Genomic DNA, 25,225 nt, shown 5'->3' with positions numbered 1-25,225 from the left:
CTGTCCGCATGAGCAATATTTGTTCCGTTGAGCGGTTTTTTGGCCTTATCGAGGGCGGCCCTGACGCGTCAGTTGATGCTGATTGGGCTTTCGTGATACAAAGCCGCTCCCCTTCCTGTCCGCGCCAGCCGTGAGCGGCGATTCCTGCCATGAACTATTGCGCGATTGACTTCGGTACTTCCAATTCGGCCGTCGCCGTGCCGAACGGTGCTGCGCTGCGCCTTGCCCCGGTTGAAGGCGCGTATACGACGCTGCCGACCGCCGTGTTTTTCAACACCGACGAAAACACCCGCGAATTCGGGCGGGCGGCGCTCGCAGCGTACATCGACGGCTTCGATGGCCGCCTGATGCGCTCGATGAAAAGCATCCTCGGCTCGCCGCTTGCCGAGAACTCAACCGATCTCGGCGACGGCTCGGCGATCAAGTACACCGACGTCATCGCGATTTTCGTCGACCATCTGAAGCGTTCGGCCGAGGCAAGCGCCGGCGGCCCGATCAGTCGCGCCGTGCTTGGCCGTCCGGTGTTTTTTGTCGACGACGACCCGCGTGCCGACCAACTGGCGCAACAGCAACTGGAAACGGCGGCACGCTCGGCGGGTTTGCGGGAGATTCACTTCCAGTATGAGCCGATCGCGGCGGCATTCGACTACGAGTCGCATCTGACGGAGGAGGGCCTGGTGCTGGTGGCCGACATCGGCGGCGGCACCTCCGACTTTTCGCTGGTGCGGGTCGGTCCGGAGCGCATGAAGCGGGTGGAACGTAAGGACGATGTGCTGGCCCACCACGGCGTGCACGTCGCCGGCACCGATTTCGACCGCCGCGTCGAACTGGCGACGATCCTGCGCGAGTTCGGCTATCAGACGCTGGACTCGGAGGGCCGCGAAATCCCCAACCGGATTTATTTCGATCTGGCAACGTGGCATCTGATCAATACCGTCTACGCGCCCAAACGCGTCAGCGAGCTGACGCTCATGCGGCATCTGTTCACCGACGTCAAGCATCACGACCGACTGATGCGTGTCGTCGAGCGGCGCTTTGGCCACGCCATGGCGGCGCGCGCGGAAGAGGCGAAAATCGGCGTGGCGGCTGGCGGCGAGACCGTGATCGATCTGGATCAGGTGGAAGACGACCTGCGTCTTGCGTTCGACGAAGCGCAACTCATCAAGGCCGGGCAGGACGAAACGCTGCGCATCGTGCAGGCCGCGCGCGAAACGGTGCAGGCGGCCGGCGTGGTGACACGCGACGTGAATGCGATTTATTTTACGGGCGGCTCGACGGGGCTGGCATTTTTGTCCGGCGCATTGGCGGCTGCATTTCCAGATGCAAAACCGGTATTCGGCGATCGTCTCGCGAGTGTTGCAACAGGCCTTGGTATTCACGCACGGCGCGTGTTTGGATAACCAGTCGCATACTGCGAAGATAATCCCCGTATCAACTTGATACGGATATAAAAAAACCCCGCCGAGGCGGGGTTTTTTGCGTCCAGAAGGAAGCGTGTTGCTTACACCGGCTTGATGTTAGCAGCTTGCTTGCCCTTCGGGCCCGTCTTCACTTCAAACGTAACCTTTTGGTTTTCTTGCAGCGTCTTGAAGCCTTCCGTACGGATTTCCGAGAAATGCGCGAACAGATCTTCGCCGCCGCCGTCCGGCGTGATGAAGCCAAAGCCCTTTGCGTCATTGAACCACTTGACGGTACCGGTTTCCATATTACTTGTTCCTAAAGATGGTAAATAAGGCCGAAGCCCAATGGGTGCATGAAAATCAAGGAAGGGGGTAATGGGACCAACCGGAGTACCGTTGATGGGCGAACTACGAAAGACCAATTCACTCGCCGCTTGAAATCCTGCCCGAACGTTATACGGTGATTTCGAGAGAAGGTCAACCATCTCCTGACATCTTTACAAATTTTTGAGAGATTGGCGAAAAGTTGCTTACAAAGCTTGCCATTTGCGTAGGAATTTTCCCAGGGAGAACCCTTGATTTCGCTGCAACAACTAGGTGCAACCGTTAAACTACGCGCCGCGCGTCGGTTGCACCTGGCTAGAATGAACTGTCGCGCACGCATGGGTGTCACCCGTCTGCAGCGCCACAAGCGATGTGATGTCACGCGGTGCCAGCATGGTTTTGCAGCAAACTTGCATGGGCAGGCGTCAGTGCTAAAGCACTCACGGCTGCCGACATACGGTGTATGGGACCGGAATAAGTGCTTTGCATGGGACCAGAGTAAGCGTTAAAACGCTAACTCTGATCGACATCTAAAGCGCTAACTCCGGTCGACACAGGAGAAGACGTGAAAAGTTCTATACAACGGAACATCGGACCGGTTGCGCTGTTGCTGACCGGCTTGGGGTCGATCATTGGATCGGGCTGGCTGTTCGGCGCATGGAAGGCTGCAAAAATTGCCGGTCCGGCTGCCATTTGTGCATGGGTCATCGGTGCGGTCGTGATCCTCGCGATTGCATTGACCTACGCGGAACTCGGCGCGATGTTTCCGGAGTCTGGCGGTATGGTGCGTTACGCGCGCTATTCGCACGGCGCGCTGGTTGGCTTCATTAGCGCGTGGGCAAACTGGATCGCCATTGTCTCGGTCATTCCAATCGAGGCGGAAGCGTCCATTCAATATATGAGTACGTGGCCATATCCCTGGGCGCACGCGTTATTCGTGAACGGATCATTAACGACCAATGGGCTATTGCTGTCCGCGGCATTGGTGATCATTTACTTCCTGCTGAACTACTGGGGCGTGAAATTATTTGCACGCGCCAATTCGGCCATCACCGTCTTCAAGTTCCTGATTCCGGGCGCGACGATCCTCGGCTTGATGCTGACGGGCTTCCATAAAGAAAACTTCGGTCAGGTGAGCACTTTTGCGCCGTACGGCTGGTCGTCGGTGCTGACCGCGGTGGCGACGAGCGGCATCGTGTTCGCGTTCAACGGATTCCAGAGCCCGATCAACCTCGCCGGTGAAGCGCGCAATCCGGCCAAGAGCGTCCCGTTTGCGGTGATCGGCTCGATCCTGCTGGCGTTGGTCATCTACGTGCTGCTGCAGGTTGCCTATATCGGCGCGGTGAATCCGGGCGACGTGCTCAACGGCTGGAGCCATTTCAACTTCGCTTCGCCGTTCGCTGAACTGGCGATTGCGCTGAACCTGAACTGGCTGGCGATTCTGCTGTACGTCGACGCGTTCGTCAGCCCGAGCGGCACGGGCACGACCTACATGGCGACCACCACGCGCATGATCTACGCGATGGAGCGCAACAACACGATGCCGAAAATGTTCGGTAACGTGCACCCGTTCTACGGCGTGCCGCGCCAGGCGATGTGGTTCAACCTGCTGGTCTCGTTCATTTTCCTGTTCTTCTTCCGCGGCTGGAGTTCGTTGGCGGCGGTGATCTCGGTCGCCACCGTGATCTCGTACCTCACCGGCCCGATCAGCCTGATGGCATTGCGCCGCGCGGCGACGGACCTCGAGCGCCCGCTGCACATTCCGGGCATGAAGATCATCGCGCCGTTTGCATTCACGTGTGCGTCGCTGATCCTCTACTGGGCCAAGTGGCCGCTGACGGGCGAAATCATTCTGCTGATGGTCGTGGCGTTGCCGGTGTACTTCTACTTCCAGGCCAAGTCCGGCTTCAGCGGCTGGGGCCGCGATCTGAAGGCAGCATGGTGGCTCGTGGCCTATTTGCCGGTGATGGCGACTCTGTCGCTGATCGGCAGCAAGGAATTCGGCGGCCACGGCATCCTGCCTTACGGCTGGGACATGCTAGTGGTGATCGCGTTCTCGCTGGTGTTCTACTACTGGGGTGTGCATAGCGGCTATCGCTCGGAGTACCTCGAAGAGCGTCAGACGCACGACGAAGTGCTCGAAGGCATGGGCGCGCATTAAGTTGACGTGCTGAGACGAAAAAAAGCCCGCCTGAGTTGCTCAGGCGGGCTTTTTTGTTTGAACGTGGCTTGGACTACCGGGGTCAGGCGGTCCCGAAGACGTAGTTCGTCATGGCCAGCGATCGCTGATAGGTCCCGAGCGACTGAATCGTTAGCGAATAATCGTCGTCCGCCGCGCCCAGTGCCGCGAAAACGGGCAGCAGATGCTCGTCGGTCGGATGCATTAGCACGGCATGTGGCGCCTGGCGGCGGTAGTCGAGCAGCGCGTCGATATCGTGGGCGGCGAGTTTTGCCTCGAACCAGTCGGTGAATTCGGTCACACGCGGATCAGCATCTTCCGGGCGCGCGGAAAAATCCGCGGCGCGCAGGTTGTGGGTGATTTGCCCGGAGCCGATCACCATCACGCCATCTTCCTTCAGCGAGCGCAACGCGCGGCCTACCCGGAAGTGATGGGCCGCGTCCATGCGCGGCTGGATCGACAACTGTGCGACCGGTAAGTCGGCTTTCGGGAACATCAGCAGCATCGGCACCCATGCGCCATGGTCGAGCCCGTGCGGCTGGACATCGGTGAGGATGCCGTTCTCGCCGAGCAGCACGGCGGCGCGGCGCGCCACGTCAGGCGCGCCGGGCGCCGGATACTGGATCTCGTACAGCTGACGCGGGAACCCGTAGAAATCGTGGATGGTCTCCGGTGTCGCAGACGTGCTCGCCACCGGCCGCACCGTGCCCCAGTGGGCCGACAGCATCAGGACGGATTCCGGGCGCGGCAGCTGTGCCGATAGCGCGCCGAATTCGGCGGACGGCAGCGACGGGTCGATCGGTAAGGTGGGCGCGCCGTGAGAGAGGAAGAGCGACGGTAAGCGGGACATGGCAGCCGCCGCTGCGTGAGCGCGGCGCGGAAGTTTTGTTGCTACCAATATAGAGTTGCACCAGCGTTTGATAAACGGGTGAAAACGGAATTGATTGCGTCGCACAAGTTGTTAATCGACTTGGCACTTCGAATTCCGCGACGACGCGCGCAACGCCAATTGGCGCGCTATTCCTGCGCGCCGCGTAACCCTTGCCACGCCGGCGACAGCGCCGGTCCCAGCGCAAACAGGTCCAGCACGCGCGCAACCGTGTGATCGACCATTTCGTCGATCGAGGTGGGCTGGTTGTAGAAGGCCGGCAGGGGCGGGAAGATCACGCCACCCATTTCGGTGACAGCGGTCATATTGCGCAGGTGCGCAAGATTGAACGGCGTTTCGCGCACGAGGAGCACGAGGCGGCGGCGCTCTTTCAGCGTGACATCGGCGGCGCGGGTGATCAGGTTGTCCGAAAATCCGTGCGCGACGCTCGCCAGCGTCTTCATGGAGCAGGGGGCGATTATCATGCCGTCGGTCGCAAACGAGCCCGACGCGATGCTTGCGCCGACGTCACGAACCGAATGGACTACATCGGCAAGCGGCTGAACGTCTTCTTTGCTTAACTGGAGTTCGTGCTGGATATTGAGCCAGCCTGCGCTCGAAATCAGCAAATGGCTCTCGACGCCGCCCAACTTGCGCAACGTCTCGAGCAAGCGGATGCCGTAGATCGCACCGGTCGCGCCGGTGATCGCGACGATCAGCCGGCGGGGCGCCGCAGCGCGTGTTTCCATGGCTCGCGGCGCCTGATCGGACAAAGATCGCTCAGGCGGCGGCAAACAGTTGCTGCAGTTCGCCCGACTCGTACATTTCCATCATGATGTCCGAGCCGCCGACGAATTCGCCCTTCACGTAAAGCTGAGGAATGGTCGGCCAGTTGGAGAACTGCTTGATGCCCTGGCGGACTTCGTCGTCTTCGAGCACGTTGACGGTTTTGAATTCGCCGACGCCGCACGCCTTGAGAATCTGGATGGCGCGGCCCGAAAAACCGCACATCGGGAACTGGGCGCTGCCCTTCATGAAGAGGACGACGTTGTTTTCGTCGACGATTTGCTTGATGCGTTGTTGCGTATCCATGACTGACCTTGCGGTTCCGTTATGTGTAGGGAATAGGCTGAAATGATAGCGGATTTCGGTAAGACCGGCCGAGGCACGCGTCGATCTGCTTTTTTGCCGCTGGCTTAAGGGGGCGAGTTCGAGGTTGAGGTCAGCCGGGCAGCCGGCCGCCGCTGATCCGTTCGATCCCGGCGAGATCCCGCTCCGAGCAGACTTGCGAGAAACCCTGCGCTGACAACAGGCCGCGAACGGCTCCGGCCTGGTCGTAGCCGTGTTCGATCCACACTACGCCATTGGCGCTTAACCATGCGGGTGCACCGGCGACGATCGCGCGGATGGCGCCGAGGCCGTCCGCTTCGTCGGTGAGCGCGCCGCGCGGCTCGAAACGCAGATCGCCTTCGGACAAATGCGGATCGCCGCTCGCAATGTACGGCGGGTTGCTGACGATCACGTCGAAGCGCAGCGCGGGGTCGAGCGAGCTGTACCAGTCGCTCTGCTGAAGCGTGAGGACGCCTCCGGGGCGGTTGGCGTCGAGCAGGCGCGTGGCATTGCGCGTCGCGACCGCTAGCGCCTGGGCGGAGCGATCAAGCGCCCAGACTTGCGCATCGGGTCGCATCGACGCAAGCGCCACCGCAATGGCGCCTGTGCCGGTGCCCAGATCGAGCACGCGCGGCCGCGAGATGCCTTCCATCGCCGACAGCGCGGTTTCGACCAGCAACTCGGTTTCCGGACGCGGAATCAGCACATCCGGCGTCACCTCGAAATCGAGTCCAAAAAATTCGCGCGCACCGACCAGTTGCGCGACGGGCTCGCCAGCCACGCGGCGTGCTTCGAGCGCCCGATAACGCGCGATCGACGCCTCGTCGAGCGTGTCATCGCTGCGCGTAATCAGCTGGGTATGCCGCCAGTCGAGCACGTGCGTGAGCAGAATCCGCGCTTCGAGCGGCGGCAGTGGCGAGGCGCGCAACAGCGCGGCAGGGGTAGCCGGGCTCATGCGCGCGTTAGTCCGCGTCACCCAGCGATGCCAGCAACTCTGCCTGATGCTCGCTGACCAATGCCGCGATCAACTCGTCGAGATCGCCGTCCATGATCGCGTCGAGGCGGTATAGCGTCAGGTTGATGCGGTGATCGGTCAGGCGCCCTTGCGGGAAGTTGTATGTGCGAATCCGCTCCGAACGGTCGCCCGAGCCGATCAGGCTCTTGCGCGTCGCCGCTTCCTTCGCCTGCTGCTCGTGTGACTGCTTGTCCTTGATTCGCGCGGCGAGCACCTTCAGCGCGCGATCCTTGTTCTTGTGCTGCGAACGATCGTCCTGACATTCGACGACGATGCCGGTCGGTAAGTGCGTCACGCGCACGGCGGAATCGGTCTTGTTGATGTGCTGGCCGCCCGCGCCGGACGCCCGGAACGTGTCGATCCGCAGATCGGCCGGATTGATCTCGACTTCGCCGATTTCGTCCGCTTCCGGCATCACTGCGACCGTGCAGGCCGACGTATGAATGCGGCCCTGCGTTTCGGTGGCCGGCACGCGTTGCACGCGATGACCGCCCGACTCGAACTTGAGCTTCGAATACGCCGCTTCGCCGGCGATCCGCACGATCACTTCCTTGTAGCCGCCCAGATCCGATTCGCTCGCCGACATCATCTCGACCTGCCAGCGATTGCGCTCGGCAAAGCGCAGATACATGCGCAGCAGATCGCCCGCGAACAGTGCGGATTCGTCGCCGCCGGTGCCGGCACGAATTTCGAGGAAGATGTTGCGGTCGTCGTTGGGGTCTTTCGGCAGCAGCATTTTCTGCAATTCGGCGCCGAGTTTTTCCATTCGCTCGCGGGCCGCGCGAATTTCATCTTCCGCGAAATCGCGCATCGACACGTCCCCCAGCAATTCCTGCGCGGTCGCTGCATCGTTCATGGCCTGGCGCCACAGCGCGTAATGCTCGACAACCGGACCGAGCTCGGCGTGTTCACGCGTGAGCTTGCGGTATTGGTCGAGATTCGCGGTGATGTCCTCGCGGCTCAACAGATCGTTCAGTTCGGCCAGCCGGGTAGTGAGCTGGTCGAGCTTGCGTTGCATGCTCGTTTTCATCTGAGGGGTTTCGGAGCGGACTCCGGCAAGGACGACATAGGGGAGTGGGCAGATGCCCTGGTCAGAAGCACGTCGCGGGCCACTTTCGGGTGACGCTCGCGAACTGCGCGCCGGTGGCTGCGCCGCTAACGCTCCGAAGAACCGGAGTGTTTGTAGAAGCCGCTCATCAGTTCAATGAGCGTGTCACGGTTTTCGCTGCTCGCGCGATTGAGCGCGTGCGTAGGCCCGTGGATCAATTTATTGGTGAGCGATTGCGACAGCGCTTCGAGCACCGCCGCCGGATCGTCGCCGCGCGCGAGCATTTTCTGCGCGCGTTCGACTTCGGCACGGCGCAGCACGTCGGCCTGCGTATGCATATGGCGGATCACTGGCACGATGCTGCGTGCGTCGAGCCATTGCATGAAATTCTGCACGCGCGTTTCGATGATCGCTTCGGCCTGCGCAACCGCCGCCTGCCGCGACGCGTTGCCTTCGCGCACGATCGCGCCGAGGTCGTCGACGGTATACAGGAACACGTCTTCGAGTTGGCCGACTTCAGGTTCAATGTCGCGCGGAACGGCCAGATCGACCATGAAAATCGGCCGGTGACGACGCGCTTTCACCGCCCGCTCCATGGCGCCCAGACCGATGATCGGCAAGGTGGACGCGGTGCACGAGACGATGATGTCGAACTCATGCATCCGCGAGGGCAGTTCCGACAGCGGAATGGCCCGGCCATTGAAGCGCTCGGCGAGACGCGTGCCGCGCTCGGCGGTACGGTTCGCGACCACCAGTTCCTTCGGCTGCTGCGCAGCGAAGTGCGTGGCGCACAACTCGATCATCTCGCCCGCGCCGATAAACAGCACGCGCTGGTTCGACACCTTGTCGAAAATCCGTTGTGCGAGCCGCACGGCGGCAGCCGCCATCGACACGGATTGCGCGCCGATTTCGGTGGTGCTGCGCACTTCCTTCGCGACGGCAAAGGTGCGCTGGAACAGCTGGTTCAGATACGTGCCGAGCGCTCCGGCTTCGGACGCGGTGCGCACCGCATCCTTCATTTGTCCGACGATTTGCGTCTCGCCCAGCACCATCGAATCGAGCCCCGAGGCGACACGGAAAGCATGACGCACGGCTTCCGACTGCGGCAGCGCGTACACGTGCGGCGCGAGTTCGGCGACGGGCAGGTTGTGGTACTTCGAAAACCACTGGATCGCGGCTTCACGCGCAGCTTGATCGTCGGTCGCGCAGTAGAGTTCGGTGCGATTGCAGGTGGAGAGGATGGCGGCTTCCGGCTCGGTACGCGCGGTGCGGCCAAGCCAGACGCTCTTGAAGGTGTCCAGTGCCGGCTTGATCTGTTCGAGCGGAAACGCCACGCGTTCGCGCAAGGCGATAGGCGCAGTGTGGTGATTGATTCCGATCGTTAGAAGCTGCATATGGGGAGCGATGGTTTAGCCCAATATTATAGCGTTTCCACGATTCTTTCATTCTGCGCGCGTCAACCGGCGTCCACAACGGCTTCCGCCGGGACGGAGTCGAGCTGGTAACCGTAGCCGTAGAGCGGTGTCAGGCAGTAACCGTGCTCCGGGCGCAACTGCAATTTGGTGCGTACGCGCGATGCATGGGTATCGACGGTGCGCGACCTTACGTCGCGGCGCCGGGTCCAGATGGCTTCGAGAATATGCGCGCGCGACACGGGCCGCGACAGATTGGAAAACAATAGCAACGCGAAGCGGAACTCCTTCGGTGTCAGAGCCACGGTCTGGCCGCTGAACGTGACGCGAAAGTGCGTTGCGTCGAACGCATACCCGCCGATGACGTCGCGGCGCCGGTTCTGCGGCCGCCGCAAGCCCGCGCGGCGCAGCAGCGCGCCGACCCGCGCGAGCATTTCCGGTCCGCGGACTGGCTTGGTCAGGCAGTCGTCCGCGCCGGCGTGCAGCGCGGCGACGATCTGGCTTTCGCGCGGTTCCGATATCAGGACGATCACCGGCAAGCTCGGCAGAATGGAACGGGCGCGCGGGATCACGTCTTCCGCGGGGCGGTCGCCGGCCCAGTTTTCGATGAGCAGCAGATCGAAGAATTCGTCGGCGGCGCGATTCAGGAACGGCGTGCTGGCGATGAAGTGCTGGCACACGTGGCCGCCGGCAAAGATCAGCCGGCCAACCAGTTCAGCGTGACGCAGGTCCGGCTCGATAAGGGCGATACGCATGAGGCACTTTCAGCATGGCGGGCATCGGCAACTAGGTTTCTCCGTAAGGCTTGCGGCTTGCCTTACATCACCCCGACCCCTAAACTCAACCGCTATGCGGAAAGCGCCGTGCTGAACCTTTATAGTTAAGAGACAAAAATGCTAGCTGTCCAGGTGTCTTGCGCCCATGAGACGAATCCGAAACTGCGCGAGGCCTGCCGCTAATGGGGTGGCCCGGAATTGTGGTCCTGGGGGCCGTGATTGGCCTCGCGGGCTGGTGGCTGCATCCGCTGCGCCGCTCAAGCCGCGCGCAATGGTGGATCGCACTCGCTGCCGGCGTGCTCGGCGCGTGTGTCGCGCGAATGGCCGGCAATGTGGTTGGTCTCTTTCATGATGGTGATACGCTCGAATGGCCGGTTTGCACCGCCGCCGCTGTGATCGCCGTCGCTGTGACGGTCGGCTTGCTTTCCCGTCGATGAATTTTTGCAGGTGACTCCGATGAATGCCCGACTCCCCGAAACCTCCTCCATTCCCGAACGGCTCGCAACCTTGCGCAACGCAATGGCGCGCGAAGGCGTAGCCGCCTATCTGGTGCCGTCCGCCGATCCGCATCTGTCCGAATATCTGCCAGGACGCTGGCAAGGCCGGCAGTGGTTATCGGGCTTCACCGGCTCGGCCGGCACGCTGGTCGTGACCACCGACTTCGCCGGCGTGTGGACCGATAGCCGCTATTGGGAACAAGCCAACGCGCAACTGGCCGGCACCGGTGTGCAGTTGATGAAGATGACTGGCGGCCAGCAGACCGCGCCGCATTTCGACTGGCTCGCGCAAAACGTCGCAGCCGGCGGCACGGTCGGCGTGGACGGCGCCGTGCTCGGCGTCTCGGCGGCGCGCGCGCTGACCCAGGCGCTCACCGCACGCGGCGTGAAATTGCGCACTGACGTCGATCTGTTCGACGCGATCTGGCCGCAGCGTCCGTCGTTGCCGGTTGACGCCGTGTTCGAACACGCCGCGCCGCACGCAAGTGTCGCCCGTTCGGAAAAGCTCGCGCAGATCCGCCATGCGATGGTGGAAAAGGGCGCGCAGTGGCACTTCATTTCAACGCTCGACGACCTCGCGTGGCTGCTCAATCTGCGTGGCGCGGACGTCAGCTATAACCCGGTATTCGTTGCGCACGCACTGATCGGACTGGAGCACGCGTCGCTTTTCGTCGCTGATGGCAAGGTGCCGCAAGCGCTCGCCGACGCGCTCGCGCGTGACGGCATCAGCGTTGAGCCGTACGCGAAGGCGGCAGACGCACTCGCCGCACTGCCCGCCGACAGCACGCTGCTGATCGACCCGCGCCGGATCACGTTCGGCTCGCTGCAATCGGTTCCGTCGACGGTGAAGATCGTCGAGGCCGTCAATCCGTCTACCTTCTTCAAGTCGCGCAAAACCGCCGCCGAGGCGCAGCATGTGCGCGAGACGATGGAGCAGGACGGCGCGGCGCTCGCGGAGTTTTTCGCGTGGTTCGAAAGTGCACTCGGCCGCGAGACGATCACCGAACTGACGATCGACGAGCGTCTGACAGCAGCCCGCGCGCGTCGGCCGGGCTTCGTGTCGCTGAGCTTTGCGACGATCGCGGGTTTCAACGCGAACGGCGCGATGCCGCACTACCGCGCCACCCAGGAATCGCATTCGGTGATCGAAGGCAATGGCCTGTTGCTGATCGATTCCGGCGCGCAATACCTGAGCGGCACCACGGACATCACGCGCGTGGTGGCGATCGGCACCGTCAGCGAGGCACAGCGGCGCGATTTCACGATCGTGCTGAAAGGCACAATGGCTTTGTCGCGCGCAAAATTTCCGCGCGGGATCCGTTCGCCAATGCTCGACGCGATTGCCCGCGCGCCGATCTGGGAAGCCGGCGCCGATTACGGTCACGGTACCGGCCATGGCGTGGGTTACTTCCTGAATGTGCATGAAGGCCCGCAGGTGATCTCGCACTACGCGCCGGCCGAACCATGGACGGCAATGGAAGAGGGCATGATCACGTCTGTCGAGCCGGGTCTTTACCGGCCGGGCAAGTGGGGCGTGCGGATCGAAAACCTCGTGCTGAACGTGGCGGCGGAGCAAACTGAGTTCGGCGATTTCCTCGCGTTCGAGACGCTGACCCTGTGCCCGATCGACACGCGCTGCCTCGAGCTGTCACTGCTGCGCGAAGACGAGCGCGCATGGCTGAACGCGTATCACGAGACCGTGCGCATGCGCCTGTCGCCGCATGTATCGGGCGAGGCCAAGGCGTGGCTCGAACTGCGTACGCAACCGGTCTGATCACGGCAATCCCACGTTACTAACGGAGAGTGCATGGCCATCAAGGCAGTGGTGTTCGATTTCGGCGGCGTGCTGATCGACTGGAGCCCCGAGTATCTGTATCGGGAACTGATTCCGGACGAAGCAGAACGGCGCTGGTTTCTGACCCACGTCTGTTCGATGGACTGGGTGATCCGCCAGGACGGCGGCCAGCCGATCGCGGAGGCAACAGACGAACTGATCGCGAAATTTCCCGATCACGCGCCGTTGATCCGCGCATTCTATGAACGCTGGCACGAGATGGTGGCCGGCGTGCTGGAAGAGGGCGTGGCGATCATGGAAAAGCTCGAAGCTGCCGGCGTGCCGCTCTTCGGGCTGACCAACTGGTCGGCGGAGACTTTCCCTTATGCGTGGGAGCATTACCCGGTACTGCGGCGATTTCGCGACATTGTCGTGTCGGGGCGCGTGAAGCTGGTGAAGCCCGATCCGGCGATTTTCGCGGCGATGCGCGAACGGATCGAAGCGCAACTGCCGGGTATCCAGCTCGCTGAGCTCGTTTTCATCGACGACAACCTGAAGAACGCCGAGGCCGCAACGGCGCTCGGCTGGCACGGCGTGCATCATACGAACGCCGTGCGGACCGAAGCCGCGCTGCGCGAACTGGGCTTGCCGGTTTGAGCGGCAAAGTGTGAAGGCAGCGGCGTCGGCGTTGCACCGGCGTCCGCCTGACCCGCTATTGACCGAGCAGATTTTTCAACGCGTTACCCAAACCCTTCACCGTTTCCCCAGCGCCCTTCGCTACGCCTTCTACGCTTACGCCCAGCGCCTTTGCAAAACCGGCGCCGAGGCGCGTCATCAGGCCTTCCCGCACCGAAAACTTCGGATCGCGCAGATCCCCGTCCAGCACGAAATGCAGTGTGATATCGCCGTTATGCGACTTGAGCGCGGCGAGCGCGGCCTTGGTCGGAATCGACAGGAAGGTGTCGAGCGGGTTGTCGCTGTCGGCGAGTTGCAGGTGGTGGAGGGTCACCACACCCGGCGCGTGCAGCTGATAGTTACGCACCGTCGACTCCACCGTCAGATCGACTGTGCCGCCCGTCACCTGTGCCTTCGCGCCGGTCTTTTTGATCAGATACGGATCGAGCATCACGATATCGACGCCACGCAACTGGCTGGTGGTCTGCGAGTCCTTGCTGGCGATCCTGATCCATCCGGCGAACGACACGGTGCCCGTGTGCTGCGGGCCTTTGATCGAGCCGGTCACGTTGACGTTGGTCGGCTCGGTGAGCGCGGGCAGATGCAGATGATCGACAGTCGCGTTGGCGTCGCTCACCGTGACCTTGAAGGCCGGGCTGCCCACCGTCATGTCGTAGAAATGGAAATTGCCTTGCTCGAAGCTGACGTGGTCAACCAGCTTTTCGCGTGAGGCGGGCGCGATTGTGCTGCTGGCGTCGTCCTGATCGGCTTTATTCAGCGACTCCCGCAGATTCGGCAGCAGACGGATCGAACCGTCTTTGCTACGCAATACCGCCATGTCGAAGCCGCGCACCACCACGCTGCGGATATGCATACGCCGCGCGACCAGATCGCGGATGTCAGGCGTGAGGGTGATTTCATCGGCGCGGAGCGGGTCGCCGGCGGGCCAGCCGGGCGGCGCCTTGAGGAGGACGTGGGTGAGATGTACCGAGGTAAGGCCGACGTCGATGTGTTCCGCGCTGCCCAAGGGGCCGAGCGCCCTGATCACGCGTTCCTTGACTTCGCGTTGCGCGATTTGCAAGGCGCCGAGTGCGACGACGATCAACACGAGCAGCACGCCGCCTGCGGCAATGGCCCAGCGCTTGCCCTTCGACATCGCCATGCTTGCCTCCTCGTCGCCGCGCGTCGCGCGGCGTGGCTGTGACCGGCCAGAATGCATGCTGTTTTGACGCGCGCCGGATGGGCGGAAACGGATGCCCCGCACCTCAATGACCTGTATCACGCCGTGGCACGCAATGCGTGTGCCCCGCCGCACGTCCGGCAAGGATCAGGCGCAGTCCGACCGCCCATGCCGCGGTGAGCGGCAAGAGTCAGTCATGACGCGGCCCGCCGTCAACGGACGGACAGACCGCGAGGCCCGCGTTTTAACGCGCGATCGGCTTGTAACGCAGACGCTTCGGACGTGCTGCTTCTTCGCCGAGACGCGCGCGCTTGTCCGCTTCGTATTCCTGGTAGTTACCGTCGAAGAACGTGATTTGCGAATCGCCTTCGAACGCGAGAATGTGCGTCGCGATCCGGTCGAGGAACCAGCGATCGTGCGAAATCACCATCACAGAGCCGGCGAATTCGAGCAATGCGTCTTCGAGCGCGCGGAGCGTTTCGACGTCGAGATCGTTCGACGGTTCGTCCAGCAGCAGCACGTTGCCGCCCGCGATCAGGGTCTTCGCCAGATGCAGCCGGCCGCGCTCACCGCCCGACAGGTTGCCGACGGTCTTCTGCTGATCGCCGCCCTTGAAGTTGAAGCGGCCGATATAGGCACGCGACGGCGTTTCGTACTTGCCGACCGTCAGCACGTCCGCACCGCCGGAGATTTCCTCGAACACGGTCTTCGAACCGTCGAGCGCGTCGCGGCTTTGGTCCACGTACGCGAGCTTGACCGTCGGCCCTTGCACGATCTCGCCCGAGTCCGGCTGTTCGCGGCCGGTCAGCATGCGGAACAGCGTGGACTTACCCGCGCCATTCGGCCCGATAATGCCGACAATCGCGCCCGCCGGGATCTTGAAGCTGACGTCGTCGAGCAGCAGACGGTCGCCATACGACTTGCTGACGTTCTTGAACTCGATCACTTCGTTACCCAGGCGGTCGCCGACCGGGATGAAGATTTCCGAGGTTTCGTTACGCTTCTGGTAGTCCTGGCTGTTCAGTTCCTCGAAGCGGGCAATACGCGCCTTCGATTTCGCCTGACGGCCCTTCGGGTTCTGGCGCACCCACTCCAGTTCCTTCTTGATCGCCTTCTGACGCGCCGATTCCGACGACTCTTCCTGCTTCAGGCGCTCTTCCTTCTGGTCGAGCCAGCTGCTGTAGTTGCCCTTCCACGGAATGCCGTGGCCGCGGTCGAGTTCGAGAATCCACTCGGCGGCGTTATCGAGGAAGTAGCGATCGTGGGTCACCGCGACGACCGTACCCGGGAAGCGCGTGAGGAACTGTTCGAGCCAGTCGACCGATTCGGCGTCCAGGTGGTTGGTCGGTTCGTCGAGCAGCAGCATGTCCGGCTTTTCGAGCAGCAGCTTGCACAGCGCGACGCGGCGCTTTTCGCCGCCCGACAGGTGTTCGATTTTCGCGTCCCAGGCCGGCAGGCGCAGCGCGTCGGCGGCGATTTCGATCTGCTGTTCCGCGCTGCCGTCGGTGGTGGCGAGAATAGCTTCGTACTTCGCCTGTTCGGCGGCGAGCGCGTCGAAGTCGGCGTCCGGCTCCGCGTAGGCGGCGTAGATTTCGTCGAGCTTTTTTTGCGCGCCGAAGACGTCGCCCAGACCTTCTTCGACTGCTTCACGCACGGTCTTTTGCGGATCGAGCTGCGGTTCCTGCGGCAGATAGCCGATGTTCAGGTTCGGCATCGGCGTGGCTTCGCCTTCGATGTCCTTGTCCACACCGGCCATGATGCGAATCAGCGTCGATTTGCCCGAGCCGTTCAAGCCGAGCAGACCGATCTTCGCGCCGGGGAAAAATGACAGCGAGATATCTTTCAGGATTTGGCGCTTGGGCGGCACGATCTTGCCGACCCGGTTCATGGTGAAGACGTATTGGGCCATTTGCTTGCAATAGACGTTGACGACGCCGGCCACGCGGGGGGCGGGCGATCGTTGGGTGGATGGGTAATCGATGTTATGGCCGGGCAGTGTGCCCGGCTCCGGCCGGCGCGGCGTCAAGCTCAAAGTTGCAGCGCGCGCGGGCGGGTTGCGCAGATGGCATTGTACTTCGGGGCGAGGGCAGGGCGGCAGAGGGCGTCCGCCTTCGCGTCAGTTCGCGTCAGTTCGCCCGCCGACCGCTCGCCGGATCGAAGAAATGCAGATGCTGCGCGGGCAGCGACACTTGCAGCGCTTCGCCCGCCGCCGGCCGATGGGCATGCGGCAAGCGCACCGTCACGTCGTGCTTGCCCCAGCGGCCGTGCGCGAGATTATCCGCGCCCAGCAATTCGCAGGAATCGACCGTGAGCGTGGCGTGGGCGGCGTCAGCCTGGCCGGGCGTCATATGCTCCGGACGAATGCCGAGCGTCCATTCGCGTCCTTTTGCAACTTCCCGGCCGATCGAAGCGACACCCTGCAGCGGCAGCTTCGGACCGTTACCGGCCACCTCGAACGTCAAGCCGTCGTCGGACACGCGGCCTTCCAGCAGATTCATCCCCGGTGAGCCGATGAAGCTCGCGACGAACACCGTCGCCGGCCGTTCGTAGACTTCGGTCGGTGCGCCGATCTGTTCGGCGTGGCCTTTGTTCATGACGATCACGCGCTGCGCCAGCGTCATCGCCTCGATCTGGTCATGCGTGACGTAGAGACTCGTGGTGGAAAGGCGTGCGTGCAAACGCTGGATTTCAAGGCGCATCTGCACGCGCAGGCGGGCGTCGAGATTCGACAGCGGTTCGTCGAACAGAAACACGGCCGGTTCACGGACGATTGCGCGCCCCATGGCAACACGTTGCCGTTGACCGCCGGACAACTCGCGCGGCTTGCGCGTGAGCAACGCTTCCAACTCCAGAATTTGCGCCGCTGCCTGCACGCGCTTTGTAATCTGCGCGCGATCCACGCCCGCGATCTTCAGCGCGTAGCCCATGTTCTCGGCGACACTCATATGCGGATACAACGCGTAGTTCTGGAACACCATCGCGATGTTGCGATCCTTCGGCTCCAGTTCATTGACCACTTTGCCGGCGATCGAGATGCTGCCCTCGGAAATACGCTCGAGCCCGGCCACCATCCGCAGCAGGGTCGATTTGCCGCAACCCGACGGCCCGACCATCACGACGAACTCGCCATCCGTGACGTCGACGTCGATGCCGTGCAACACGAACTGTTTGCCGTCGTAGGTCTTTTTAACGCCTTGCAGAGTCAGTGCAGCCATGCCGTTTTAGCCTTTTCTTTTGGTGCGTGCCGCGTGTCGCGGCGTCTTTTTGTTCCAATCTCGAAGCGCGCGCCGGACCGCACGGCTTACTTCTCCGAATCCACCAACCCGCGCACGAACCAGCGCTGCATCGTCAGCACGACAGCAAGCGGCGGCAACATCGCGAGCAGCGTGGCGGTCATCACGAGGTGCCATTCGGTGGCGGTGTCGCCGGAGGCAATCATGCTTTTGATGCCGACCACGGCGGTGGTCAGCGATTGCTGGCTGGTGATCAGGATCGGCCACAAATACTGATTCCAGCCGTAGATGAAGGTGATCACGAAGAGCGCCGCCATATTCGTTTTGGACAGCGGCAGCACCACGTCCCAGAAGAAACGCATGGCGCCCGCGCCGTCGATGCGCGCCGCTTCCATCAGTTCGTCCGGCAGCGTCATGAAGAACTGCCGGAACAGGAACGTCGCGGTTGCCGACGCGATCAACGGCAGCGTCAAGCCGCTGTACGTATTGCTCAGGTGCATCGACGAGACAACCTGCACGGTCGGGAAGATGCGCACTTCCACCGGCAGCATCAGCGTGATGAAGATCAGCCAGAACGCGAGATTGCGAAACGGGAAGCGGAAGAACACGATCGCATACGCGGAAATCATCGAGACGGCGATCTTGCCGATCGAAATCACCAGCGCCATCACCAGACTGTTGAACAACATACGTCCGAAGGGTGCCGCCGCGTTGCCGCTGCCGTGCGACCAGACGGTTGCGATGTTCTCGAACAGATGCGTGCTCGGCACCAGCGACAGCGGCACACTGAACACCTCGTGCTCGCTCATCGTCGCCGCGCAAAAAGCGACGTACACCGGAAACACCACCAGCGCGACGCCGACAATCAGCACCGCGTGGCAGAACAGGTCGAAACCGCGGCGGTTCTCGATCATGAGTATTGAACCCTGCGTTCGATGAAACGGAATTGCACGACGGTCAACGCCACGACGATCAGCATCAGCACGACCGATTGTGCGCCCGAGCTGCCGATGTCGAGCCCCTGAAAGCCTTCGGCGAAAATCTTGTAGATCAGCGTGCGGGTCGATTGCGCGGGCCCGCCGCCGGTGGCCGCGTCGATCACGGGGAAGGTGTCGAAGAACGCGTAGGTGATGTTGATCACCAGCAGGAAGAAGCTCGTGGGCGACAGCAGCGGTAGCGCTATGCCGAAGAAACGGCGCACCGGACCGGCGCCGTCGATCGCGGCGGCTTCGATCAGCGAACGTGGAATCGCCTGCAGGCCTGCATAGAAGAACAGGAAGTTATAGCTGACCTGTTTCCATACCGACGCGAGCACCACCAGAAACATTGCCTGGCCGGCATTCAACGCGTGATTCCACACGATGCCTTGCTTCGCCAGCGCATAGGTGACGAGGCCGATGCTCGGATTGAACAGGAACGACCACAGCACGGCGGCGATCGCGGGGGCGACCGCATACGGCCAGATCAGGAGCGTCTGATAGGCCTTCGCGCCGCGCGTCACACGATCGGCGCAGACCGCCAGCAGCAGCGAGATCACCAGTCCGGATACCGTGACGAGCGCGCAGAAGATCAGCGTCGTATTGAACGACGACAGGTAGAGCGGATCGGCGAACAGCTGCCTGAAGTTGGCGAGTCCAACAAACTCGCTCGACGTACCGAACGCGTCCTGGCTCTGCGTGGATTGCCACAGTGCCTCGCCGGCCGGCCACAGAAAGAACAGCAACGTGATCAGGAGTTGCGGCGCGACGAGCAGGTACGGCAGCAGACTGGTGCCAAAGCTGGAGCGCTTTTCCATCGAGAATTCCCAAGGTTCTGCATACGCGGGTTTCAGCGCGAGTGCACTGAAACCCTGTCGGACAGCGCTTAGTTGCCGGCCTTCTCGAAACGGCGCAGCAGCTCGTCACCGCGCGATACGGAGGCGTCGAGCGCCTGTTGCGGCGTATTTTTCTGCGCCCACACCTGTTCGAGCTCTTCGTCGATGATGGTGCGGATCTGCGGCATATTGCCCAGACGCAAGCCCTTCGTGTACGGCAGCGGCGGCTTGTTGAGCATCTGCTTGATCGCCGTATCGCTGCCCGGGTTCTTCTCGTAGAAGCCTTGTTGCTGCGTCAGCTGATACGCGGCGGTCGTGACCGGCAGATAGCCAGTGTCCTGATGCCACTTCGCGGCAACCGGCGCCGACGACAGATACGACAGGAACTTCGCCACGCCCTTGTAGGTGGCCGCATCCTTGCCGGAGAGCACCCACAGGCTCGCCCCGCCGATGATCGCATTCTGCGGCGCACCCTTGACGCTCGCGTCGTACGGCATCATCCCCGTGCCGAAGTTGAACTTCGCGTATTTCTTGATCGTAGCGAGCGAGCCTGACGAGTTCGTGATGATCCCGCAGTCGCCGCTGTAAAACTTCGACACCGGTTCGTCCTTGCGGCCGACATAGGTGAAGGTGCCTTCCTTGAGCATGTTCTGCAGGAACTGGATGTGCGCAACTTGCAGCGGCTTGTTGAACTCGAGTTGTGCGTCGGCGCCGTCGAACCCGTTATTCTTCGACGCAAACGGCGCGCCGTGCCACGCGCTGTAGTTTTCCAGCTGAATCCAGCTCTGCCAGCCGGACGAATAGCCGCACGCCATGCCCGACGCCTTCAGCTTCTGCGCGTCCGTCTGCAACTCGGCCCAGGTTTTCGGCGGCTGATTCGGATCGAGCCCGGCTTTCTTGAAGGCGTCCTTGTTGTAATACAGCACCGGCGTTGAACTGTTGAACGGCATCGAGATCAACTGGCCGGTTTTGGCGTCGCTGTAATAACTCGCGATGGTCGGCACGAAGGCTTTTTCGTCGAGCGGCACGCCGGCTTGTTTGAATACTTCGGAGACCGGAATCACGGCCTTCCTGGCCTGCATCATGGTCGCGGTGCCGACTTCGTAGACCTGCAGGATGGCCGGCGCGTTGCCGCTGCGATAGGCGGCGATGCCGGCGGCGAGGGTCTGGTCGTAGGTGCCTTTGAATACCGGCACGATCTTATAGTCGCTTTGGGACGCGTTGAACGCGTTGGCAATGTCGTTCAGGCGTTCGCCGAGGGCGGCCTCCATGCCGTGCCAGAACTGGATTTCAGTCGCGGCGTGAGCCGCTTGGCTGACGCCGAAGCTCAGCACGGCGGCAACGGAAAGCGAACGGAACAGCGGCTTGCAACTCATCGATTGGTCTCCAGTGTCGACCGGAGTTAGCGTGTCGACCAGGGTTGGCGCTTTAGCGCTTACCCTGGTCCCATAGCGCTTACTCCGGTCCCATGCAAAGCGGTTTCTGATCGGAACAGGCGCGGGTGCGAATCGCGCGATTCTATTTGTGTTCGATGACAGTCCGGCGAAGGCTGTCGGGACGTGGCCCGCTTGTGGCCCGCGCCGAATGCCGCAATTTAACACCGGCGGTCGGCAAACGGAAAGGGCGGGCGTCTGAAGCTCACGACTTGAGGCAGATCAAGGCCGAAGGTGCAGTGCTGAACGTTGTTGCCCGCTTGTAGGCATGATGGACGGCGCGGCGGGTATCGTGCTTGGCTTGATCCCGCACGTTTCGCAACGATGCTTATCAATCAGGATTCCAGATGCTACGTTCAATGCGATGGGCGGTGGGTGGTTCGATAGCGGGTCTCATGTTGGCGGGTTGTGCGTTGACGTCGGTGCCCGCGGACGCCAGGGTAGCGTCGGTAACGTCGTTGCCGAAGATCATCGCGCATCGCGGCGGCACCGGCGATGCGCCTGAAAACACGCTCGAGGCGATTCGACAGTCGGTCGTGCATCAGGCCGACGCAATGTGGCTCACCGTTCAGTTGAGCAAGGATGGCGTGCCCGTACTCTATCGGCCGGCCGATCTATCGGCATTGACCGACGCAAAGGGTCCCGTATCCGCGCTCACCGCGGCGGAGTTGATGCGCGTGAACGCGGGCTGGAGTTTTCGTCGCGGCGACGCGTATCCGTATCGGGACCGTCCCCTCGGTATACCGACGCTGCGCGAAGCTTTGCGGGCGATCCCGCTGGCGATGCCGGTCATCCTCGATATGAAAGCGCTGCCCGCCGCGCCGCAGGCGGAAGCGGTGGCGCGTGTGCTGAGCGAGGAGAATGCGTGGTCGCGAGTGACGATCTATTCGACTGAAGCAGACTACCAGCAGAGCTTTGCCGTTTATTCACAAGCGAAGCTGTTTGAGTCGCGCGACGCAACGCGTGGACGGCTCGTGCGGGTGCTGCTCAATCAAGGCTGCGTGGATGCGCCGGCCGAACACACGTCCACAGCGTTCGAGTTGCATCGCGCGATGACAGTGGTGGAGAAGTTCACGCTGGGCGAAGGCCGCTCCGAGGTTCAGGCGACCTTATGGACACCTGCGACCGTAGCCTGTTTCCGGCAGAAGCCCGATGTCAGGATCGTGGCGATCGCGGTGAACAATGCTTCTGATTATCAACGCGCTGCGTGTCTTGGAATCGATGCGGTGCTGGCGGATTCGCCCGCGAAGATGGTGCCTGTCAAGATGGGGATGACACTGCCCTTGAAATGCGCAGGGCTCGACGCGACGGCGCATCAGTAAAACAAAATGCCCGCATTGAGCGGGCATTTTAGTCAGGCTGGGTGAGCGGCGTTCGGCGTTCGGCGTTCGGCGTTTCGCCGGTTGCCGCCGTGTGCCGGGGCTTACGTCAAACGTTGAACAGGAAGTTCATCACGTCGCCATCGTGCACGACGTATTCCTTGCCTTCCGCACGCATCTTGCCCGCTTCCTTCGCGCCCTGTTCACCCTTGTAGGTGATGAAGTCGTTGAAGGCGATGGTCTGCGCGCGAATGAAGCCGCGCTCGAAATCCGTGTGGATCGCGCCGGCCGCCTGCGGCGCCGTGTCGCCAACGTGGATGGTCCACGCGCGCACTTCCTTCACACCTGCCGTGAAGTACGTTTGCAGGCCCAGCAACTTGAAACCCGCGCGAATCACGCGGTTCAGGCCCGGCTCTTGCATGCCCATGTCGGCGAGGAACACTTCCATGTCGGCTGGTTCGAGGTCGGCGATTTCGGCTTCGATCGCGGCGCACACGGCGACGACCGGCGCGTTTTCCGCAGCCGCGAACTTCGACACCGCGTCCAGATGCGGGTTGTTCTCGAAACCGCCTTCCTTCACGTTAGCGACGTACATGGTCGGCTTCGCGGTGATCAGGCAGAACGGCTTGAGCGTGGCCTTTTCTTCATCCGACAGGTCGAGCGCGCGAACCGGCTTGGCCTGATCCAGTTGTGCGCGCACCTTTTCCAGCACGGCCGCGTTCCTGGCGGCTTCCTTGTCGTTGCCCGACTTGGCGGCCTTCGAATAGCGCGTGAGCGCCTTCTCGACCGTTGCGAGGTCGGCCAGCGCCAGTTCGGTGTTGATGACTTCGATATCCGACAGCGGGTCGATCTTGTTCGCGACGTGTATCACGTTCTCGTCTTCGAAGCAGCGCACCACGTGCGTGATCGCGTCGGTTTCGCGGATGTTCGCGAGAAACTGGTTGCCGAGCCCTTCGCCCTTGCTCGCCCCGGCCACCAGACCGGCGATGTCGACGAATTCCACCACCGCCGGCAGGATGCGCTCCGGCTTGACGATTTCGGCGAGCGCCTGGAGCCGCGCGTCCGGCACCTCGACGATGCCGACGTTCGGCTCGATCGTGCAGAACGGGTAGTTTTCGGCGGCGATACCCGCCTTGGTCAGCGCATTGAACAGGGTGGACTTGCCGACGTTAGGCAGGCCGACGATGCCGCATTTGAGGCTCATGGAAATCCTTCAGTGAATCAGTAAGTTGCGTGATGCGCTCGACGCTGCGGGCAGGATGCGGCAAGCATTCGTGATGGCGTGGCGGCAGACCGCAGCGGAGCGGGACAAGTCACGCAATCGGGCGTTGGCCCGGCGATTGTGTGCGAGTTTTGTCACGGAAGGCGTAATTGTAACCCGTTCGGATGGTCTTCCTGGAAAGGGCGCCGCAAACCGCGCCCGGCCGGAAATTTTTTCTGTCGGATCATTGTAAGATGGCGGTCCGGGGCCGCTAGAGCCCTTTCCGGGGATGTACTGTGACAAAAATGAAATGGGTCGGCTGGGCTTTGGGTATCGCGCTGGCGGGCGGGGCGATTGCAACGTGGCTCACGCCGAACTATGACGACGCCCAGGCGGCAACAGACCGGCAGACCGTGAATTGCATGCTGAATCAGCTTACGCCAGACGATAAACTGCAGATCGCGCAGTTCGCCGACACCAACGATTCCGACTCCCTGTGGCGCGTGTATGACCGGGTTTTCCCAGACTGCACGGTGCGCGGCGACCAGCGCGACCGTAAAAGCGAACTGGAGGCGAGCGCCTGGCGCGTCCTCTCATCCGATCGCGATTTCATGCGGCTGCGCGAATCCCATGCGGCTCACGCGGCGCTTGGGCACTAGGTTTCAGGCGGAAGTGCCGTACGTCTCGATCCGTCCCCCGCAACCCCCGCAGCTATAATGCGCGGATGAACGCACACCATCAGACTTTTGATGCCGCCGTGATCGGCGGCGGGCTCGTCGGCAAGACTGCGGCGCTTGCGCTGACACAAGGCGGCCTGCGCGTGGCGCTGCTCGCACAAGCCTGTGCGCCTTTGCCTGCGGGCGCCAGTTTCGATTCGCGGGTCTACGCGCTGTCGTCGAGCTCACAGGCTCTGCTGGAGCGGTTGCGGGTCTGGCAGGCGCTCGATCTGTCGCGGCTCGGCCCGGTCTACGACATGCGCGTCTACGGCGATGCGCACGCCGAACTCCATTTCTCCGCGTTTCAGGCGTCCGTGCCGCAGTTGGCGTGGATCGTCGAATCTTCGTTGATCGAGCGGGCGCTTGACGCCGCGCTGCGTTTCCAGCCGAATCTCACGTGGATCGACAGCCGCGCTCAGGCGCTGGATTTCACCGCGGACGCCGCAAGCGTAGGTCTCGCCAATGGCAATGTGCTGGACGCCGATCTGCTGGTCGGCGCGGACGGCGCGCATTCGTGGGTGCGCGCGCAGATCGGTTCGAAGATGACCCGGCGCGATTACAAACAGACCGGCGTGGTGGCGAACTTCAAGGCTGGCAAGCCGCATAGCGAAACCGCATATCAATGGTTCAGGGACGGCGAGATCATCGCGTTGCTGCCGATGCCGGACGGCCACGTGTCGCTGGTCTGGTCGGCGCGCACGGAACACGCCGAACAACTGCTCGCGCTCGATCCGGCGCAGCTGGCCGCCGAGGTCGAACGTGTGACGGGCGGTCAATTCGGCGCGCTTGATTGCGTGACACGCGCGCAAGGCTTCCCGCTTGCGCTGCAAACCGTCGACCGGCTGGTCGCGCCTCGTGTCGCGCTGGTCGGCGATGCCGCGCATCTGATTCATCCTCTGGCCGGTCAGGGCATGAACCTTGGCTTGCGCGATGTCGCGGCACTGGCCGAGACGGTCGCCGGTAAGGAGGCATTCCGCGATCTCGGCGACATGGTGCTGTTGCGCCGCTACGAACGCGCCCGTCGCGAAGACATCCGCGCGCTGATGATCGCGACCGATGGTCTGCAAAAGCTCTTCTCGGTGCCCGGGCCGTTTGCCAAGGCATTGCGCAATTCCGGCATGGCGTTTGTTGGCGCGCAGCCGTTCATCAAGCGCTGGCTGGTGTCGGCTGCGCTGGGATAAAGCGATTGCCGGGCGTGCCCGATCGGCGAGACGGGTATCATGAATGGATGGACGTCATTCCGATCAGACCC

23 protein-coding genes are annotated in these 25,225 nt (G+C 62.4%); 8 read left to right on the top strand and 15 right to left on the bottom strand.

All coding sequences use genetic code 11. From position 1 onward, the window contains the following. Positions 1–149 precede the first annotated feature (149 nt). Positions 150–1,400, top strand: coding sequence for an Hsp70 family protein (locus tag PQR27_RS18660; protein ID WP_408525023.1), 1,251 nt, complete (start codon positions 150–152; stop codon positions 1,398–1,400). A gap of 101 nt (positions 1,401–1,501) precedes the next feature. Here PQR27_RS18660 and PQR27_RS18655 read toward each other — a convergent pair whose 3' ends face one another. Further along, positions 1,502–1,705 carry a cold-shock protein gene (locus tag PQR27_RS18655; RefSeq protein WP_007180251.1) on the bottom strand — a complete coding sequence of 68 codons (204 nt, stop codon included), beginning with the start codon at positions 1,703–1,705 and terminating at the stop codon, positions 1,502–1,504. Between the two features lie 584 nt (positions 1,706–2,289). Between PQR27_RS18655 and PQR27_RS18650 the strand changes: the two genes are divergently transcribed. Beyond that, entirely contained in the window at positions 2,290–3,885 is a 1,596-nt protein-coding gene (locus tag PQR27_RS18650) for an APC family permease (RefSeq protein WP_408525022.1), read from the top strand. Between the two features lie 82 nt (positions 3,886–3,967). Here PQR27_RS18650 and PQR27_RS18645 read toward each other — a convergent pair whose 3' ends face one another. The 7 genes from PQR27_RS18645 to PQR27_RS18615 all read right to left on the bottom strand — a co-directional run bounded on the left by PQR27_RS18645 (position 3,968) and on the right by PQR27_RS18615 (position 10,111). Further along, complete coding sequence (locus PQR27_RS18645; RefSeq protein ID WP_408525021.1) at positions 3,968–4,753, bottom strand: DODA-type extradiol aromatic ring-opening family dioxygenase; 786 nt, start codon at positions 4,751–4,753, stop codon at positions 3,968–3,970. A gap of 167 nt (positions 4,754–4,920) precedes the next feature. After that, on the bottom strand, positions 4,921–5,520 hold the full coding sequence (locus PQR27_RS18640; protein ID WP_408525020.1) for a UbiX family flavin prenyltransferase: 600 nt from the start codon (positions 5,518–5,520) through the stop codon (positions 4,921–4,923). Positions 5,521–5,551: 31 nt separating this feature from the next. Further along, positions 5,552–5,863: a Grx4 family monothiol glutaredoxin gene (gene grxD, locus PQR27_RS18635; RefSeq protein WP_408525019.1), complete on the bottom strand. Its 312-nt coding sequence runs from the start codon at positions 5,861–5,863 to the stop codon at positions 5,552–5,554. A gap of 130 nt (positions 5,864–5,993) precedes the next feature. Then, positions 5,994–6,836 carry a peptide chain release factor N(5)-glutamine methyltransferase gene (gene prmC, locus PQR27_RS18630; protein ID WP_408525018.1) on the bottom strand — a complete coding sequence of 281 codons (843 nt, stop codon included), beginning with the start codon at positions 6,834–6,836 and terminating at the stop codon, positions 5,994–5,996. Positions 6,837–6,843: 7 nt separating this feature from the next. After that, positions 6,844–7,926 carry a peptide chain release factor 1 gene (gene prfA / locus PQR27_RS18625; protein ID WP_408525017.1) on the bottom strand — a complete coding sequence of 361 codons (1,083 nt, stop codon included), beginning with the start codon at positions 7,924–7,926 and terminating at the stop codon, positions 6,844–6,846. Between the two features lie 125 nt (positions 7,927–8,051). Next, a complete protein-coding gene (gene hemA, locus PQR27_RS18620; protein WP_408525016.1) occupies positions 8,052–9,338 on the bottom strand; it encodes a glutamyl-tRNA reductase in 1,287 nt (428 codons plus the stop codon). Positions 9,339–9,400: 62 nt separating this feature from the next. After that, a complete protein-coding gene (locus PQR27_RS18615; protein WP_408525015.1) occupies positions 9,401–10,111 on the bottom strand; it encodes a response regulator transcription factor in 711 nt (236 codons plus the stop codon). Between the two features lie 203 nt (positions 10,112–10,314). Between PQR27_RS18615 and PQR27_RS18610 the strand changes: the two genes are divergently transcribed. From PQR27_RS18610 to PQR27_RS18600, 3 genes are read left to right on the top strand one after another with little or no spacing between them, the layout of a single operon-like run. Continuing rightward, positions 10,315–10,569, top strand: a complete 255-nt coding sequence (locus PQR27_RS18610) for a hypothetical protein (RefSeq protein ID WP_408525014.1) — start codon at positions 10,315–10,317, stop codon at positions 10,567–10,569. Positions 10,570–10,588: 19 nt separating this feature from the next. Further along, positions 10,589–12,403, top strand: a complete 1,815-nt coding sequence (locus PQR27_RS18605) for an aminopeptidase P family protein (RefSeq protein ID WP_408525013.1) — start codon at positions 10,589–10,591, stop codon at positions 12,401–12,403. Positions 12,404–12,436: 33 nt separating this feature from the next. Beyond that, entirely contained in the window at positions 12,437–13,060 is a 624-nt protein-coding gene (locus tag PQR27_RS18600) for an HAD family hydrolase (protein ID WP_408525012.1), read from the top strand. Between the two features lie 55 nt (positions 13,061–13,115). Here PQR27_RS18600 and PQR27_RS18595 read toward each other — a convergent pair whose 3' ends face one another. The 6 genes from PQR27_RS18595 to ugpB form a co-directional block, all read right to left on the bottom strand. Continuing rightward, entirely contained in the window at positions 13,116–14,240 is a 1,125-nt protein-coding gene (locus PQR27_RS18595; RefSeq protein ID WP_408525011.1) for a DUF748 domain-containing protein, read from the bottom strand. A 262-nt stretch (positions 14,241–14,502) separates the two neighbouring features. Next, positions 14,503–16,167 (bottom strand): energy-dependent translational throttle protein EttA, encoded by a 1,665-nt coding sequence (gene ettA / locus PQR27_RS18590; RefSeq protein WP_408525010.1) that lies wholly within the window; start codon positions 16,165–16,167, stop codon positions 14,503–14,505. Positions 16,168–16,384: 217 nt separating this feature from the next. After that, on the bottom strand, positions 16,385–17,473 hold the full coding sequence (locus tag PQR27_RS18585; RefSeq protein WP_408525009.1) for a sn-glycerol-3-phosphate import ATP-binding protein UgpC: 1,089 nt from the start codon (positions 17,471–17,473) through the stop codon (positions 16,385–16,387). An 86-nt stretch (positions 17,474–17,559) separates the two neighbouring features. Continuing rightward, on the bottom strand, positions 17,560–18,405 hold the full coding sequence (ugpE, locus tag PQR27_RS18580) for a sn-glycerol-3-phosphate ABC transporter permease UgpE (protein WP_408525008.1): 846 nt from the start codon (positions 18,403–18,405) through the stop codon (positions 17,560–17,562). Next, positions 18,402–19,286 (bottom strand): sn-glycerol-3-phosphate ABC transporter permease UgpA, encoded by an 885-nt coding sequence (gene ugpA / locus PQR27_RS18575; RefSeq protein ID WP_408525007.1) that lies wholly within the window; start codon positions 19,284–19,286, stop codon positions 18,402–18,404. The genes ugpE and ugpA overlap by 4 nt, the downstream gene beginning before the upstream one ends. 68 nt (positions 19,287–19,354) lie before the next feature. Further along, positions 19,355–20,680 (bottom strand): sn-glycerol-3-phosphate ABC transporter substrate-binding protein UgpB, encoded by a 1,326-nt coding sequence (gene ugpB / locus PQR27_RS18570; protein ID WP_408525006.1) that lies wholly within the window; start codon positions 20,678–20,680, stop codon positions 19,355–19,357. 404 nt (positions 20,681–21,084) lie between these two features. On the opposite strand from ugpB, the gene PQR27_RS18565 reads away from it, so the two are divergent. Then, a complete protein-coding gene (locus PQR27_RS18565) occupies positions 21,085–22,059 on the top strand; it encodes a glycerophosphodiester phosphodiesterase family protein (protein ID WP_408525005.1) in 975 nt (324 codons plus the stop codon). 106 nt (positions 22,060–22,165) lie between these two features. On the opposite strand, the gene ychF is transcribed toward PQR27_RS18565, so the two are convergent. Then, a complete protein-coding gene (gene ychF / locus PQR27_RS18560; protein WP_408525004.1) occupies positions 22,166–23,260 on the bottom strand; it encodes a redox-regulated ATPase YchF in 1,095 nt (364 codons plus the stop codon). 302 nt (positions 23,261–23,562) lie between these two features. Here ychF and PQR27_RS18555 point away from each other — a divergent pair, with 302 nt between their 5' ends. Further along, positions 23,563–23,916, top strand: coding sequence for a hypothetical protein (locus PQR27_RS18555; RefSeq protein WP_408525519.1), 354 nt, complete (start codon positions 23,563–23,565; stop codon positions 23,914–23,916). Positions 23,917–23,981: 65 nt separating this feature from the next. Then, positions 23,982–25,154, top strand: a complete 1,173-nt coding sequence (locus tag PQR27_RS18550; RefSeq protein WP_408525003.1) for a UbiH/UbiF family hydroxylase — start codon at positions 23,982–23,984, stop codon at positions 25,152–25,154. Positions 25,155–25,225 lie beyond the last annotated feature (71 nt).

Source organism: Paraburkholderia fungorum, assembly GCF_046027215.1.
GTDB classification, from domain to species: Bacteria; Pseudomonadota; Gammaproteobacteria; order Burkholderiales; family Burkholderiaceae; genus Paraburkholderia; species Paraburkholderia fungorum_D.
This window is presented reverse-complemented; position numbering and strand designations above follow the sequence as displayed.